The 13,731-nt window shown below is 69.1% G+C and carries 16 protein-coding genes; 9 read left to right on the top strand and 7 right to left on the bottom strand.

The genetic code is table 11. From position 1 onward, the window contains the following. Nucleotides 1–105: 105 nt before the first annotated feature. Entirely contained in the window at nt 106–1,056 is a 951-nt protein-coding gene (gene sigJ / locus NS6_RS09025) for an RNA polymerase sigma factor SigJ (RefSeq protein WP_068039402.1), read from the bottom strand. A 253-nt stretch (nt 1,057–1,309) separates the two neighbouring features. On the opposite strand from sigJ, the gene NS6_RS09015 reads away from it, so the two are divergent. Then, entirely contained in the window at nt 1,310–2,260 is a 951-nt protein-coding gene (locus NS6_RS09015; protein WP_068039397.1) for a cobalamin biosynthesis protein, read from the top strand. A gap of 99 nt (nt 2,261–2,359) precedes the next feature. Here NS6_RS09015 and NS6_RS36435 read toward each other — a convergent pair whose 3' ends face one another. Then, nucleotides 2,360–2,962: a DUF397 domain-containing protein gene (locus NS6_RS36435; RefSeq protein ID WP_168443516.1), complete on the bottom strand. Its 603-nt coding sequence runs from the start codon at nt 2,960–2,962 to the stop codon at nt 2,360–2,362. Nucleotides 2,963–3,153: 191 nt separating this feature from the next. On the opposite strand from NS6_RS36435, the gene NS6_RS09005 reads away from it, so the two are divergent. Together NS6_RS09005 and NS6_RS09000 are read left to right on the top strand one after the other, a co-directional pair. After that, a complete protein-coding gene (locus NS6_RS09005; protein ID WP_068039389.1) occupies nt 3,154–3,339 on the top strand; it encodes a hypothetical protein in 186 nt (61 codons plus the stop codon). Continuing rightward, complete coding sequence (locus NS6_RS09000) at nt 3,336–3,632, top strand: hypothetical protein (protein WP_068039386.1); 297 nt, start codon at nt 3,336–3,338, stop codon at nt 3,630–3,632. Before NS6_RS09005 ends, NS6_RS09000 begins: the two co-directional genes overlap by 4 nt. Before the next feature lie 108 nt (nt 3,633–3,740). On the opposite strand, the gene NS6_RS08995 is transcribed toward NS6_RS09000, so the two are convergent. From NS6_RS08995 to NS6_RS08985, 3 genes are all read right to left on the bottom strand, one after another. Then, nucleotides 3,741–4,880 carry a glycosyltransferase gene (locus NS6_RS08995; RefSeq protein WP_068039383.1) on the bottom strand — a complete coding sequence of 380 codons (1,140 nt, stop codon included), beginning with the start codon at nt 4,878–4,880 and terminating at the stop codon, nt 3,741–3,743. Between the two features lie 538 nt (nt 4,881–5,418). Beyond that, entirely contained in the window at nt 5,419–6,261 is an 843-nt protein-coding gene (locus NS6_RS08990) for an SURF1 family cytochrome oxidase biogenesis protein (RefSeq protein WP_068039379.1), read from the bottom strand. Further along, nucleotides 6,261–6,764, bottom strand: coding sequence for a low molecular weight protein-tyrosine-phosphatase (locus NS6_RS08985; protein ID WP_068039377.1), 504 nt, complete (start codon nt 6,762–6,764; stop codon nt 6,261–6,263). Before NS6_RS08985 ends, NS6_RS08990 begins: the two co-directional genes overlap by 1 nt. Nucleotides 6,765–6,807: 43 nt before the next feature. On the opposite strand from NS6_RS08985, the gene cobC reads away from it, so the two are divergent. From cobC to NS6_RS08965, 4 genes are all read left to right on the top strand, one after another. Continuing rightward, complete coding sequence (gene cobC / locus NS6_RS08980; protein WP_068039374.1) at nt 6,808–7,851, top strand: Rv2231c family histidinol phosphate aminotransferase CobC; 1,044 nt, start codon at nt 6,808–6,810, stop codon at nt 7,849–7,851. A gap of 46 nt (nt 7,852–7,897) precedes the next feature. Next, nucleotides 7,898–9,019 (top strand): Nif3-like dinuclear metal center hexameric protein, encoded by a 1,122-nt coding sequence (locus tag NS6_RS08975; protein ID WP_068039371.1) that lies wholly within the window; start codon nt 7,898–7,900, stop codon nt 9,017–9,019. A 114-nt stretch (nt 9,020–9,133) separates the two neighbouring features. Then, nucleotides 9,134–9,871 (top strand): zinc ribbon domain-containing protein, encoded by a 738-nt coding sequence (locus NS6_RS08970; RefSeq protein ID WP_068039368.1) that lies wholly within the window; start codon nt 9,134–9,136, stop codon nt 9,869–9,871. 51 nt (nt 9,872–9,922) lie between these two features. Next, the gene (locus NS6_RS08965; RefSeq protein WP_068039365.1) at nt 9,923–11,158 is read left to right on the top strand and encodes a bifunctional RNase H/acid phosphatase; all 1,236 of its coding nucleotides are present in this window, start codon (nt 9,923–9,925) and stop codon (nt 11,156–11,158) included. Here the strand turns inward: NS6_RS08965 and NS6_RS08960 are convergent. Next, nucleotides 11,136–12,050: a helix-turn-helix domain-containing protein gene (locus NS6_RS08960; protein ID WP_245669205.1), complete on the bottom strand. Its 915-nt coding sequence runs from the start codon at nt 12,048–12,050 to the stop codon at nt 11,136–11,138. The genes NS6_RS08965 and NS6_RS08960 overlap by 23 nt on opposite strands. A gap of 116 nt (nt 12,051–12,166) precedes the next feature. Here NS6_RS08960 and NS6_RS08955 point away from each other — a divergent pair, with 116 nt between their 5' ends. Next, on the top strand, nt 12,167–12,577 hold the full coding sequence (locus NS6_RS08955) for a hypothetical protein (RefSeq protein WP_068039362.1): 411 nt from the start codon (nt 12,167–12,169) through the stop codon (nt 12,575–12,577). 21 nt (nt 12,578–12,598) lie between these two features. Here NS6_RS08955 and NS6_RS08950 read toward each other — a convergent pair whose 3' ends face one another. Beyond that, nucleotides 12,599–13,168 carry a YceI family protein gene (locus NS6_RS08950; RefSeq protein ID WP_068039359.1) on the bottom strand — a complete coding sequence of 190 codons (570 nt, stop codon included), beginning with the start codon at nt 13,166–13,168 and terminating at the stop codon, nt 12,599–12,601. 92 nt (nt 13,169–13,260) lie between these two features. Between NS6_RS08950 and NS6_RS08945 the strand changes: the two genes are divergently transcribed. Then, nucleotides 13,261–13,722 carry a MarR family winged helix-turn-helix transcriptional regulator gene (locus NS6_RS08945; protein WP_068039354.1) on the top strand — a complete coding sequence of 154 codons (462 nt, stop codon included), beginning with the start codon at nt 13,261–13,263 and terminating at the stop codon, nt 13,720–13,722. Nucleotides 13,723–13,731 lie beyond the last annotated feature (9 nt).

Below are 13,731 nucleotides of genomic sequence, written 5' to 3'. Positions count from 1 at the left end.
TCGGCGCGCGCCCGGCTGCCGCCCTGTCCTCTCCCTTTCCGTCCCGGGACAGCACGAGGGCCGTCGGCGTCAGAGCCTGGGGATACGGTGCGGTGACCGCCGCCTCTAGTCCTCGCCCGGACAGGTCTGCCCGGGGGATTCGTTCAGCAACCACTCGGCGCCGACACCCTCCGGCAGGTTGCGCAGCTTGTCGGGGTTGCGTACGGCGTGGATGGCGGTGATCCGGCCCGCATCCACGGTGAAGGAGAAGACCCCGGGATGCCGGCCGTCGAAAACGAGCAGCCCCGGCGAGCCGTTGACCTCGATCGAACGGCCCCAGCCGCCGGGCGCCGACGGTGCGTGATACCAGCCGAGGAGCATCTTGGCGATGAGTTCGGCGCCCTGCACCGGCCTGCGGATCGCGGGCACCTTCCCGCCGCCGTCCGCGGTGAGCGAGACCCGTTCGTCGAGCACACTCAGCAGTGCGTTCATATCCCCGGACCGCCAGGCCAGCGCGAACGCCGAAACCACCTTCCGGTGCTCGTCCGGTGACGCGGGGAATCGCGGCGTACCGTCCTCCACCCGTTTCCGGGCCCGCGAGGCCAGCTGACGGACCGCGGCCGGGGTGCGGCCCACCACCTCGGCGACCTCCGGACCACCCATGCCGAACACATCGTGCAGAACAAAGGCGGTGCGCTCGGCCGGCGACAGCGATTCCAGCACCACCAGCAGTGCCATGGTGACCCGTTCGTCCTGCGAGATCCGGTCCGCCGGATCCTCCCAATCCGCCACTGCGGGCTCGGGCAGCCATTCGCCCACATACTGTTCGCGCCGCACCCGCGCCGACCCGAGCTGGTCCAGCGCCAGTCGCCCGACGACCGTGCTGAGCCAGGCCTGCAGATTATCGATCGCCGCACCACCGGTTTCGATATGCCGCTGCCACCGCAGCCACGCCTCCTGCACCACATCGTCGGCATCGGCCAGGCTGCCGAGCGTGCTGTAAGCGAGCCGGCGCAGGTACGGGCGCAGTTCCTCGAAACGAGCGGCCAGGTCGGTGGGGGCGGGTCCGTCGGTCACTGTGGTTCCTTGTCGTCGGGCCCGTGGGCGCCGGGCGAAACGGTGTCGTCGCGATGACGAAACCGGCATTCGATGTGTGACAATCGCGGCACGCACCAGGATATTGCGCCGTAACCGAATGCGATCCCGCCGACCTGCCGGCCGCGACGATCGGGGAGGCGATCTCCACCGGATCGGCGAAGTGCATGGCGGTTCTCCCAGGCGTCCGGCGCCCCCACAGCCGCACGCATGTGGTGATGGTTAGGCTCGGCCGGTGCGTAGCGGTGTTTCGACGGCGGCCGGTCTGCTGGCCGGATTCGCGCTGGACCGTCTGTTCGGCGATCCGCAGCGGTGGCATCCGGTGGCCGGGTTCGGGATGCTCGCGGCATCCCTCGAGACGACGACCTACGCGGACCGGCGGCGGGCCGGGATCGTGCACGAGATAGTGCTGGTAGGCGCGACCGTGGGCGTAGGTCTCGCGATCCGCCGTGGAGGTGCGTTACCCGTAGCCCTGGCGACCTGGACCGTGCTGGGCGGCCGGAGTCTGGCGCGGACCGGGCATGCGATGGCGCAGCGGCTCGAATCCGGCGATCTGGCGGGAGCCCGGGAACTGCTGCCCGCGCTGTGCGGTCGTGACCCGGAGGTCCTCGATGCCGACGGGCTGGCCCGGGCCGCGCTGGAGTCGATCGCGGAGAACACCTCCGATGCCGCAGTCGCGCCCTTGCTGTGGGGTGCGGTGGCGGGTGTGCCCGGGCTACTGGGCTACCGGGCAGTGAACACGCTGGACGCGATGATCGGGTACCGCAACGAGCGGTACCGGCGGTTCGGCTGGGCTGCGGCGCGCGTCGACGATATCGCCAACCTACTGCCCGCGCGCGTGACCGGCCTGCTGACCGCAGTGGTGGCGCCGGCGGTCGGCGGCCGGTCGGGTGAAGTCGTGCGGATATGGCACCGTGACGCGCACCGGCATCCGAGCCCCAACGCAGGCGTGGTGGAGGCATCGGCCGCGGGCGCGCTCGGTATCCGCCTCGGCGGGCGCACCGAATACCGGCACGGGATCGAACAGCGCCCGGAACTTGGCGACGGCCGGCCCCCGGCCGTCGCCGACCTGCGCCGGGCGGTGCGGTTGTCGACACTGGTGCAATACGCGGCGCTCGCCTCGGCCGTAGTGCTGGTCGTGGCTCGGTCTGCGCCGAACCGCGCTAGAGGTCAGAGCAACGATTGAATCAGTCGGTCGCGGCGTCTTGAAAGAGACGAGAAGGCGGTGGCCTGCCGCGGCGGTGAAGCCAGAAGCTCCATAGCCCCCGTATGGTGTGGCCTCGTATCAGGGGCGGGCGGCGCCCAGGAAGGTGTCCCGCTCGGCCGGTGTGAATACCAGGGCGGGGCCGGTCGGATTCTTGGAATCGCGCACCGCGACCACGCCGCCGTCGAGGTGCGCGATCTCTACGCAGTCGGCTCCGCCGCCGCTGTGGCGCGACTTGAACCACTGGGCGCTGGATAGATCAACGTTCACGAGCTGACACTCCTTGCAATTTCTCTTATCAGGTCGCGGCTCGGCCGAGGTTCTGGCCCCGCTGCTTGCAGGGTGGCGAATGCGTGTCGAAACCTGAGCACATCCGCAAGACGGGATCAGGTCCCCATAAGCGTGCCACCAAGACTTGGCCGGTGTCTGTTCGGCGAGACCTTTCGCCACCGCCGCTTGGTCGTCGTCGAGACCATAGCTCTCGCATAGAGCGAGGACATCGCGTACCCGGACCCGCTCGGTCAGGCCACGTTCCAGCCGGCTGAGTGTCGACTTGTTCCACTCCATCAGCGCAGCGGCCCGATCGAGTGTCATCCCCGACCCCTCCCGCGCCTCCTTGAGATAGCGGCCCAGCTGCCGACGCGGCAGTGTCCCGCCCACCTCGAGCGAGCGATCCTCCTTCATGCGTTCCCCTCCCCGTTGCATTACAAAGCGATGGTTTGTTGCAGAACGCGCCGATCATAGAATGTGTTGCACAACACTGCATTGTGATTCGGTGAAGTTTCGCTGACCAGGTGCTTTGCCCTGTATTCGACAGTTGCTGCGCGGCAGTCTCATAGCGAATCAATCTGACCGAAGACACCGGAGGTGCCGTGATGGATACCGTTCCGCCCCTGAGTCATAGCGCCCTACCCGCCCTGACCGTCGACCGTGCACATCGGATCATGCAAGAGCATATCGACTGCCCGATTACGGTATGCCGCCTGAAATACCAGGCCAAGACCATGCTGGTGGACCATGATCGGCTGATTCCGGCCGACCGCCCGCACTTCGGAGTGTGAAGGCCGTGGACATGGACGGTCAGCTGCGCGAGCTCGAGATCGGCGTGATCCAGGATGTAATCGACGCCGTGGACGCCCAATTGGACGACGCACTGAATCTTGCGGTGCCGCGGTCCCGGGTCTATGCCGCTGTCATCTATGCGGTCATGGTCAGCGCCACGGAATCCGGTCGCTTCGGCTCCGGGATGCTGATCAATGCGCCACTACTGGACTCGATTCTGTCCGGCGCCGAAGGATCCGAACACGGTGCGCTGGTCTTTGCCACTTTGGTGGGGCTGAATACGCTCGAATGACCTCCGGATCCGGTCCTGGCCGGGTGACTCCGGTGGTGACCGATCGCACCCCGGCGCAACGACGGCCGGGCGCGCCGCACTGCACCGTGTGGGCGCCCGGCCGAAGTATCAGTCAGCGGCTGTGGAGAGGGCGACGATTTCGTCCAAAACCTCGGCGGGTACCGGGAGTGCCGCGATCTGGTGCGCGGCCGTCGCGGCTGCCGCGCGCAACGCCGTGTCCTGGAGGGCCTCGGTGACCGCGCCGGGGAGTGCGGCGGCCGTATCCACCACCGATGCGACCCCCGCAGCCTGAGCCCGTGCCGCGTTGATCGGCTGGTCGGCGCCCTGCGGCCAGAGCACGAGTGGCACGGCCCGGCTCATCGCCGCCAGCACAGTTCCGGCGCCGCCGGCCGAGACCACCAGATCGACGCCGGACAGCAGCTGGTCCATCGGTGCGAACTGTACGAAATGCACCGATTCGGGGTGTGTAACAGGTGGCGCGGCGGTCGTCTCCTCCTTCATCGCCATGCCGACCGTCGCGATCACGGTGGCGCCCGTGGATGCAACGGCCCCCACCACCTCGTCGAGTAGGGCCCGGTCCGAGAAAATGGTGCCGAGGGTGACGAGCACGCGCGGCTGCCCGGGTTGCCCGGCCGGCGGCTCCCATACCGAACCCGGTGTGGAATGCGGTTCCGGCCGCATGGGTAGCCGCCGCACATCGCTGCGCAGGTCCGGTCCCTGAACAGCGGGTGGGCAGGGGTCGATATAGCAGCGCGGTGCTGCCGGGACGAGCCCGCGGTCGCTGTATCGCTTCGCGGCCGCGCCGGTGATCTCCGCGACGATCGGTTCGGGTAACGCCGGGCCCAGACCGATCTGGTGCCACGGCACCTCGAGGGTGGCGGCCACCGCCGGGCCGACGGTGTCGAACGCCTCCGCGATCACCGTGTCCGGGCGCCATTCGCGCGCGGCAGCGACAGCATCGTCGATCGCTGTTTCCAGGCGGGCGCCACCGAAGATCTCGCCGATCACTTCCGGCGTGGGCTGCATGACATCGACCCCGGTGCGTTCCTGGGCAAGGAGTGAGAATTCCAGTGGCATGGTCCCGGCGGGAAGAAGGTCGGCGCCGGGCAGTTCGCGCGCCACCACCTCGGCCATCCCGGAGCAGGTGAGAACTCCGACGCGGTGTCCGCGGTCCAGCGCCGCCCGAGCCAGCGGCACGACCGGGAACAGATGGCCGAAAGCCGGGGTGACAGAGAAGAGTAAGCGCAATTTTGCTCCAGAGATGTGCAGTATTCCGGTGCGGAAAGCTCGGCGGTACTTTCCGGCTCGTGTTGTGCAGAACGTATTTCCGATGCTGCCGCACCGCTTTCGGAGTCGACGGTAGTGGGCCCGCGGCGTACCGGCGGAGGTCGGGAGTGAGCGGGTGACTCAGGGCGGGGATCGCCCCTCGGCAGTACGGCGTGACAGGGGGCGACGGGCAGTGTGATCACTGCTGCTCACGTTCCCGTTCGACGGTTGCGGTCAGTTGGCGCGCGGGGCCGGGGGCCGGCGCGCCGTCACTGGGTGCACTCGGCCGGGTTGCCGTCCGGATCGGATTCTTTCCGGGGCGGCCGGCAGCGTTGGAGCGGCCGGTGTGCCGGGGCGGCAGTGCGCCCGGCAGAGTCGGCGATGTGTGGAGTGGCGTCGCTGCGCCGCCCGGTCTGCACACACAAACCTCGGCGCAGGCCACGCCTACCCACGACAACAGCAGCGTCCCGGGGGGCAGCTTGTCGAGCGGACGTGCGGCGGCGGCGCGGTACGGGTGCCGTCAGCGAGGAGTTCGTCCGTAGCGGTCGGCCAGACGTGCTTCCTTGGTAGCGGGTTCGGATTCTGGGGCGTCCGGTTCGGGTTGCGCCGGGGCCCGCGACTTGCGGCGTTCCCGGATCTCGGCCCAGGCGAAGTAGCCGAGGCCCAGGGGGGCCATGATGCCGAACGCGAGCCATTGCAGGCCGTAGGAGAGGTAGGGCCCGGAGTCGAGCTGGGGGAGGGGGACGGGTGTGAAGGCGCCCGGCTGGTCTTCGGAGAGCTGGAGGTAGGCGCCGCGCTCACCCACGGGGACCGGTGTCAGCGGTAGCCCGAGGACGGTGGTTTCCTGCGGGACGTCGATCGAGTAGACGTGCGGGATCCCGTTCTGTACGGCCGGGGCCCGCTCCGGGTCGATGTTCTCCGAGGCCCGCACCCGTGCCTCGACCCGGTGGGTGCCGGTGGGTGCCGGTTCGATCGGCGGCGGCTGGGAACCGTCCACCGCGGCGATCAGCCCGCGGTCGACCAGCACTGTGCGGCCGTCGGTGAGGGTGAACGCCGCCAGCACGCCGTAGGCGGGGGCGCCGTCGAGGTGCCGCAGGCGGACGAGCACGGTCGAATCCGGGACATAGCGGCCCTCGGCGTAAACCTTCTGCCACTCGGTCGCGGCGTCACCGTCGAGTAGATCGGTGATCGGGACCGGGTCGGCGTCCACCGAATCCTCGATCAACTGGTTGCGTTCGGAGGTGCTCTCGTTCTTGCCCAGCTGCCAGGGCGCCAGCACCGTGAAACACATGTAGGCGAACCCGGCCACCACCGCGGCCAGGATCAGCCAGCCCGGGCGCAGCACGAAGGCGAGGCGGCGCATCAGACCGGCTCCGGTTCACCGGCGCGGGCGGCGAGCGTCGCGCGGACCCAGTCCAGCAAGCCCGGCACCGCGGCCTCGATCTGGTCGCGGACCAGGTCGAACTCGGCGGTCGTGCCGTAGTAGGGGTCGGGCACATCCGTACCGTCGGCATCGGGATCGAAACTCCGCAGCAATCGCCGGCGCTCCGACGGCACCCCGCGGAGGGCGAGGTTGCGATCGTGGTCGGTCGTCATCGCGACCACCAGATCCGCGTCGTGGTGCTCGGCGCCGAACTCGGCGGCGCGATGGCCGGTGGGGTAGCCGTGGCGCCGCAAGGTTTCGGTGGTGCGCGGGTCGGCCTCCGCACCCGTATGCCAGCCGTGGGTGCCCGCACTGCTCACCCGGACCCGATCGGTCAGGCCGGCGCGTGACAGATGCCCGGCCAGGATCTTCTCCGCCATCGGGGACCGGCAGATGTTGCCGGTACAGACGAACGATATGTGCAGCTCACCCACGACAGCCATTCTGGCGTGTTGCACCCCGTGAGCGCCACGTAGGGTGCGTCTCATGCTCGCTGACCAGGTCGATCTCGCCGGTTTACGTCATCACGGTGATGTGGAAGCCCTCCCGGGGCTGCTGGATTTCGCGGTGAACGTACAGGGCAGCGGGCCGCCGGAATGGCTGCGGGAGCGGCTGGCCGCGGCCCTCGACTCGCTCGGACGGTATCCGTCGGCCGAGGACGACCGGCTGGCCCGGGAGGCGGTCGCCGCCCGGCACGGGATCGATCCGGGCCGGGTACTCACCCTGGCCGGCGGTGCGGAGGGGTTCGCCCTGCTGCCCCACCTGCGTCCGCGGCTGGCGGCGGTGGTGCACCCGTCGTTCACCGAACCGGAGTTCGCGCTGCGTGCGGCGGGGGTCCCGGTGACGCGGGTCGTATTGGAGCCGCCCTACACCCTGGATCCGGCGCTGGTTCCCGAGGAAGCCGACCTGGTGGTGGTCGGCAATCCGACCAACCCCACCTCGGTGCTGCACCCTGCGCGAACCCTGCGCGCGCTGCAACGCCCCGGACGGATCGTGCTGGTGGACGAGGCGTTCATGGACGCAGTGCCCGGGGAACCGGAATCGCTGGCCGCGGAGGCCGGCGACAACCTGCTGGTTTTGCGCAGTCTCACCAAGACCTGGGCGCTGGCCGGGTTGCGCTGCGGCTATCTCCTCGGTGCGCCCGCGGTGTTGCAGAGACTCGTGCACGGGCGCGCGCATTGGCCGCTGGGCACACTCCAGCTGGCGGCGATCACCGCTACGGCGTCGCCGCGGGCCGTGGCGGAATCAGTGGACCGGGCGCGGCGGATCGCGCGTGACCGGGAGGCGATGGCCGGCCGGTTGAGCGCGGCCGGGCTCCGGGTCGGCTCACCGGCTGCGGCCCCGTTCCTACTGCTGGAGGTCCGGGACGGGGAGCTGGTGCGGAAGTATTTGCGGCAGCAGGGTGTCGCGGTGCGGCGTTGCGATACTTTCCCGGGGCTGGGGCCGGATCATCTCCGTGTCGCGGTGCGGCCGGGTGCGGAGGTCGATCGGCTCGTCGACGCCTTGCGTGCAGCGGGATCATCGGGTTGACGGTTTCGGTGGGCCTCCCGGTCCGCCGGTAGACGAAAGGTGTGGTGTGGCGAGGCTCGCGGAACTCATCCAGACGCTGGAGACGGCCTATCCGCCTCGGCTGGCCGAATCGTGGGATTCGGTCGGGCTGGTGTGCGGGGACCCGGGGGAGGATGTGCGGCGGGTGCTGTTCGCCGTCGATGTGACCGAGGAGGTGGTCGAGGAGGCCGTGTCCTGGGGAGCCCAGGCGCTGGTGGCGCACCACCCGTTGCTGCTGCGGGGAGTGGACAGTGTGGCGGCCGACCGGCCGAAGGGGGCGCTGATCCATCGGCTCGTCCGTGTGGGCTGTGCGTTGTTCACCGCGCATACCAACGCCGATTCCGCAGACCCTGGTGTTTCCGACGCGCTGGCGGCGGCACTCGGCCTGACCGTCATCGGCCCGATCGATCCGAAACCGGTTCCCGCCGTGGACAAGTGGAGCATCCAGGTTCCGGGCGGCCACGCCGAAGCGGTGCTGGCGGCACTGTTCGCGGCCGGGGCCGGCGGCTCCGGAGCGTACGAGGAGGTGGCGTGGCGGGTCGCCGGGACCGGTCAGTTCCGGCCGCGCGGCGGTGCGAACCCGGCCATCGGCACGGTCGGTGAGCTGACCAGGGTGAGCGAGGACCGGATCGAAGTCGTCGCCGCCCCCCGCGACCGCGGCGCGATCCTCGCGGCCCTGCGCGCCGCGCACCCTTACGAGGAACCCGCCTACCACGTCACCGAACGCGCCCAGCTACCCGGCAACCTCGGCCTGGGTCGCGTCGGAATACTCGCCGAACCGCTCACCCTGCGGGAGTTCACCGCCCGCGCGGCCGCCGCCCTACCGGAAACCACCTGGGGTGTGCGCTCCGCCGGCGACCCCGGCCGCGTACTGCGCCGGGTCGCCGTCTGCGGTGGCGCGGGGGATTCGCTGCTCGACACCGTCACCCGGCTCGGTGTCGACGCGTACCTCACCGCCGATCTGCGCCACCATCCCGTCGACGAACATCTACGCCGGTCGGGTCCGGCGCTGATCGATGCCGCGCACTGGGCCACCGAGTTCCCGTGGTGCGCGCAGGCCGCGGACGTCGTCAGGGTGGGTCTGCCGGAGCTGGAAACGCGGGTGTCGCGGGTGCGGACCGACCCGTGGACCGTCGGGTGCGGCGGCTGAGACTGCGGGCCCGGATCGGTCGCCCGGGTTGGGACCGGCGGCCGGTCGGCTCGTCCGGCGACCGAGTACGGTGGACGTTCTATCCGTCCACAGCGTGCAGGGAGTTCGTTCGCGTTGAATGTCGAACCATCGATTCAGGCCCGACTGCTGCGTCTCGCCGAGGTCGACACCGAGCTGACCCGGATCGCGCACCGGCGCAGCGTTCTGCCCGAACAGCAGGAGGTCGACCGGTTCGAGGCCGAACGCAATGCGCAGAAGGACGCGGCCGTGGCCGTCGAGATCGTGCTCGACGATCTGGACCGCGATATCCGCAAACTCGAGGGCGAGGTCGAGGCGGTCCGCAAACGTGAAGAACGCGACCGCGGGGTGCTCGAAGCGGGTTCGGTCGGCGCCAAACAGCTGTCGGAACTGCAGCACGAACTCGGCAGCCTGGAACGGCGCCGTTCGGTACTCGAGGACGAACTGCTCGAGGTGATGGAGCGGCGGGAAGCCTCCGCCGCCGATCACGAACATGCGGGCGCTCGGCTGGACAAAGCCGAATCCGATCTCGTCGCCGCTCGTGAACGCCGCGACGCGGCCGTGGCCGACCTCGACGCGGCCCAGCAGCGATGCGAGACCGATCGCGCGAACCTCGACGGCATCTTCCCGGAAGAACTGCTGAAGATCTACGACCGGCAGCGCACCGAGCGCGGGACCGGCGCGGCCCTGCTACAGGCCCGCCGGTGCGGGGCATGCCGGATCGAACTCGACCGCGGGGAGATCGCGCGGATCGCGAAAACGGCGCCCGATGTGGTGGTGCGCTGCACCGAATGCGGTGCGGTGCTGGTGCGGACCAAAGAATCCGGGTTGTGAGTTCGGGCCCCGGAGCGGGGTCGTGCGGTCGGCACGGAGCGGGAGGCCGGAATGAGTGCGCGTGAGGTGATCGTCGAGGCCGACGGGGGGTCGCGGGGTAACCCGGGGCCCGCGGGTTACGGCGCCGTGGTGTTCGACGCGGATCGGGTGGCGGTCCTCGCCGAACGTAAGGAAGCCCTCGGTGTCGCCACCAACAATGTCGCCGAGTACCGAGGCCTGATCGCGGGGCTGGAGGCCGCGGCGGAACTCGGTGCGCGGGTGGTCGCGGTGCGGATGGATTCCAAGCTCGTGGTCGAGCAGATGTCGGGGCGCTGGAAGGTCAAACACCCGGCGATGATCCCGCTCGCCGACCGTGCCCGCCGCCTGGCCGCGGGATTCGACCGGGTGAGCTATCGCTGGATTCCACGCGCCGAGAACTCGCATGCCGACCGGCTCGCGAACGAGGCCATGGATGACGGCGGGCTGATCGAGGAAGTGCACGAGGCCGTCGCCGCCACCTCCGCGGGAAGTAGCGGGTCCGCGCGCCCGGCCTCCGGGAAAGCGATGGCGAACGCCACGTCTGCCGGTACCGAGGCTCCGGGGCCCGCCGCCAGGTTCGCGGGTGCCGACCCGGTCGCCGATTCCCGCAGCGCCTCCGCACGCCTTTCGGCGTCGCCGGGCTGGACCGGTGCGACCGGCCGCCCCACCCGCTTCCTGCTGCTACGGCACGGGCAGACCGAACTCTCGGTGCAGCGGCGTTATTCGGGCCGGGGTAACCCGCCGCTCACCGCGGTTGGTCGCGAGCAAGCGGCGCGGGCAGCGAAAATGCTTGCCGCCAAAGGTGATATCGGCGCGGTCGTCTCCTCGCCGCTCGGCCGTGCCCGGGAAACCGCCGAAGCGGCGGCCGCCGCGCTCGGGCTGGAAGTTCGGGTGATCGACGGGCTCACCGAAACCGATTTCGGCGACTGGGAGGGCCTGACCTTCCGCGAGGCCGCCGAACGCGACCCGGACCTGCACGCCCGTTGGCTCGGCGATCCTTCTCTGCCCGCTCCGGGCGGGGAGAGTTTCGACGCCGTCCGCGAACGAGTGGAGGAAGCGCGCCGCGACCTGGTGGCCCGGTATCCGGGCGCGAACATCGTTGTGGTCAGCCATGTGACCCCCATCAAAACGCTGCTGCAGCTCGCGCTGGGTGTCGGCCCGTCGCTGCTGTACCGGCTGCACCTGGACTTGGCGTCGCTGTCGCTGGCCGAGTTCTATCCGGACGGTGGATCATCGGTTCGGCTGGTCAACGATACGAGCTATCTCTGACCGGCCCATTCCGCGTCTTGCCCCAACCGTCCTGCATCAGAGCGCGGGCCGGTGAGCGGCCCGGTATCGGAGCGTGCGGTTCACGCACCGGGTATCGCGAGCGTAGGTAGCGGGCGGTGAAATCGTCGAGCGGATAGAAGAGTTCGATCGCCAGTTCCGACAGCGTCACATCGGCGGGAGCGCCGAAGGTGGCCATGGTTCCGAACAGGGACAGCTCACCCTCGGATGTGTTCAGGCGTAACGGCACCTGGAACGGGCCGGGTGCGGTGGAGCCGGGCGTTTCGGTGCTCGCGGCCGGGGCGGGATAGCCGGCGACTTCGTCGTAGAGGTCCCGTAACCGCGGGTCTCCGGTGGTATCGACCTGCCGCGCCAGGCGTTCCAGGAGTTGTTCGCGCACCTGCTGCGGGTTGGCCAGCCGGGCGGTGAGCCCCCGAGGATGCAGAACCAAGCGGTACACATTGGGTTGTCCCGACAACAGATCCGGTGCCACCTCGTCCATCAGGACAGCCAGCGCCGCGTTTCCGGCGATCACATCCCACCAGCGGTCCACCGCGACAGCGGGATAGGGCTCATGGGCGACGAGCATATGGTCGAGCGCGGCGCGTGCCGAGGCCAGATGAGCATCGTCGAGGCTGCTCTCCTGGTACGCCGGGGCGTAACCGGCGGCGACCAGCAACGTATTACGTTCGCGCAGCGGCACATCCAGAGTCCGGCACAACCGCAGGACCATATCCCGGCTCGGGGCCGCCCTACCGGTTTCCACGCACGACAGGTGCCGCGCCGACGAACCGGCCGCCAGCGCCAGGTCCAGCTGGCTCATCCGCCGCCGCTGTCGCCATTCCCGCAAAAGTCCGCCGATCCGGGACGGGCCGGTGCCCGCACGAGGTACCACCGAGCGAGCGTATCCGGCGGCCGGGCGCCGAGACCATGACCTCCGAGGTCATTGAGCCGCTGACCCGTAGCGGGAACAGTCGGAGGCGAGCAGAAACTCCGATCGGAAGGCAGACCATGACCACCGTGACAGCCCCCGCCCCCGCCGCCCACGACGATCTGTTGCGCCGTGTTCTGCGCCTCGACGGCTGGGGCACCGGGGCTTTCGGCCTCCTGATGCTGGCCGCCGCGGCACCGCTGCGGGATCCGCTGGGCCTACCGACTGCGTGGTCGATACCGTTCGGTGTGGCCATGCTCGGCGGTGCGCTGGTCCTGCTGCTGGTCGCCGGCTACCCGGTGATCTCACGGCGGCACGCGACGGCAGTGGTCGCCGTCAATGCTGTTTCCGTGCTGGGCATGCTCGCCCTGGCCGGGTCCGGTCTGCTTCCGCTCACCGCCGCCGGAATCGTGTTCCTGCTGGTCGGCGCCATTGTGGTCGCGGTGTTCGCGACTGCCGAATATGTGGGGTTGCGCCGGATGCCCGGCTGATCCGGCGCCTGCCCCGGAGGGTCAGCTCTGGGCCTGATCGTCCTGTTTGATCGCCGAGACCTCGAATTCCAGGACGACCTTGTCGGAGATCAGGACGCCGCCGGTTTCCAGTGTCGCGTTATAGATGATTCCCCAGTCCTTGCGGTTGATGGTCGTGGACCCCTCGAAACCGACCCGGACGTTGCCGAACGGATCGTTGGCCTGCCCTTCGAAAGTGAACGGGACTGTGACCGGCCGGGTGACGCCCTTGATGGTGAGGTCGCCGGTGACGTCGAAGGTGTCGGCGCCGGTGGGGGAGATCGCCGTCGTGCGGAAGGTGATCTCGGGGTACTCGTCGAGGCCCAGGAAGTCCAGTCCGCGCAGGTGGTTGTCGCGATCGGCGTTACGGGTATCGATGCTGGCGACCTGGATGGTGACCTCGCCGGACGACTTCGCCGGGTTCTCGCTGTCGAAGTAGGCGCTGCCGGTGAACTCGTTGAACGAACCGCGCACCTTGGTCACCATCGCGTGCCGGGTGACGAAACCGACCCGGGTGTGGGTGGGGTCGAGGGTGTAGGTGCCGCTGAGTTCTTTCAGGTTCGTCGCGCTCATCGAGATCCTCCGGTTCGAAGAAGTAGTTGATGTGTCATACATATGGTGCGGCCATCTTGGTGATATGTCAACTACTGCGTTAAGCTGGCCATATGACCGAGACGCGATGGCTCGACGAACGGGAGAGCCGAGCCTGGCGGGGCTACCTGACGATGCACACCCAGCTGGTTGCCCGGCTACACCGGCAGCTGCAACACGACTCGGGGCTGTCGCTCTCCGATTTCGAGGTATTGGTCCGGCTCACCGACCGGCCGGAACCCCGGATACGGGTAGGTGAACTGGGACAGATCATGCAGTGGGAGAAGAGTCGCCTGTCACATCATCTCGGCCGGATGCAGAAGCGCGGACTGGTGCGTCGCGAGGACTGCCCCGACGATGCCCGCGGCGCCTTTATCGTGCTCACCGAACAGGGGCGCACCGCGATAGAACAGGCTGCCCCCGGCCATGTGGAAACCGTGCGCGAGCTGCTGTTCGATGCCCTCACCGACGAGCAAGTGGAAGCTTTCGGCGCCATCGTCGGCCGTATCCTCGAACGACTCGACAACGTGCAATAGACGAGCTCC

The sequence above is a fragment of the Nocardia speluncae NBRC 108251 genome, from assembly GCF_001613245.1.
GTDB lineage: Bacteria > Actinomycetota > Actinomycetes > Mycobacteriales > Mycobacteriaceae > Nocardia > Nocardia speluncae.
This window is presented reverse-complemented; position numbering and strand designations above follow the sequence as displayed.

Bases quoted from the DNA above. Each gene is read 5' to 3' on its own strand.
- NS6_RS08945 (WP_068039354.1), top strand. From the start codon at position 13,261: ATGACCGAGACGCGATGGCTCGACGAACGGGAGAGCCGAGCCTGGCGG.
- cobC (WP_068039374.1), top strand. From the start codon at position 6,808: ATGCTCGCTGACCAGGTCGATCTCGCCGGTTTACGTCATCACGGTGAT.
- NS6_RS08965 (WP_068039365.1), top strand. From the start codon at position 9,923: ATGAGTGCGCGTGAGGTGATCGTCGAGGCCGACGGGGGGTCGCGGGGT.
- NS6_RS08990 (WP_068039379.1), bottom strand. From the start codon at position 6,261: ATGCGCCGCCTCGCCTTCGTGCTGCGCCCGGGCTGGCTGATCCTGGCC.
- NS6_RS08985 (WP_068039377.1), bottom strand. From the start codon at position 6,764: ATGGCTGTCGTGGGTGAGCTGCACATATCGTTCGTCTGTACCGGCAAC.
- NS6_RS08950 (WP_068039359.1), bottom strand. From the start codon at position 13,168: ATGAGCGCGACGAACCTGAAAGAACTCAGCGGCACCTACACCCTCGAC.
- NS6_RS09005 (WP_068039389.1), top strand. From the start codon at position 3,154: ATGGATACCGTTCCGCCCCTGAGTCATAGCGCCCTACCCGCCCTGACC.
- NS6_RS36435 (WP_168443516.1), bottom strand. From the start codon at position 2,962: ATGAAGGAGGATCGCTCGCTCGAGGTGGGCGGGACACTGCCGCGTCGG.
- NS6_RS08955 (WP_068039362.1), top strand. From the start codon at position 12,167: ATGACCACCGTGACAGCCCCCGCCCCCGCCGCCCACGACGATCTGTTG.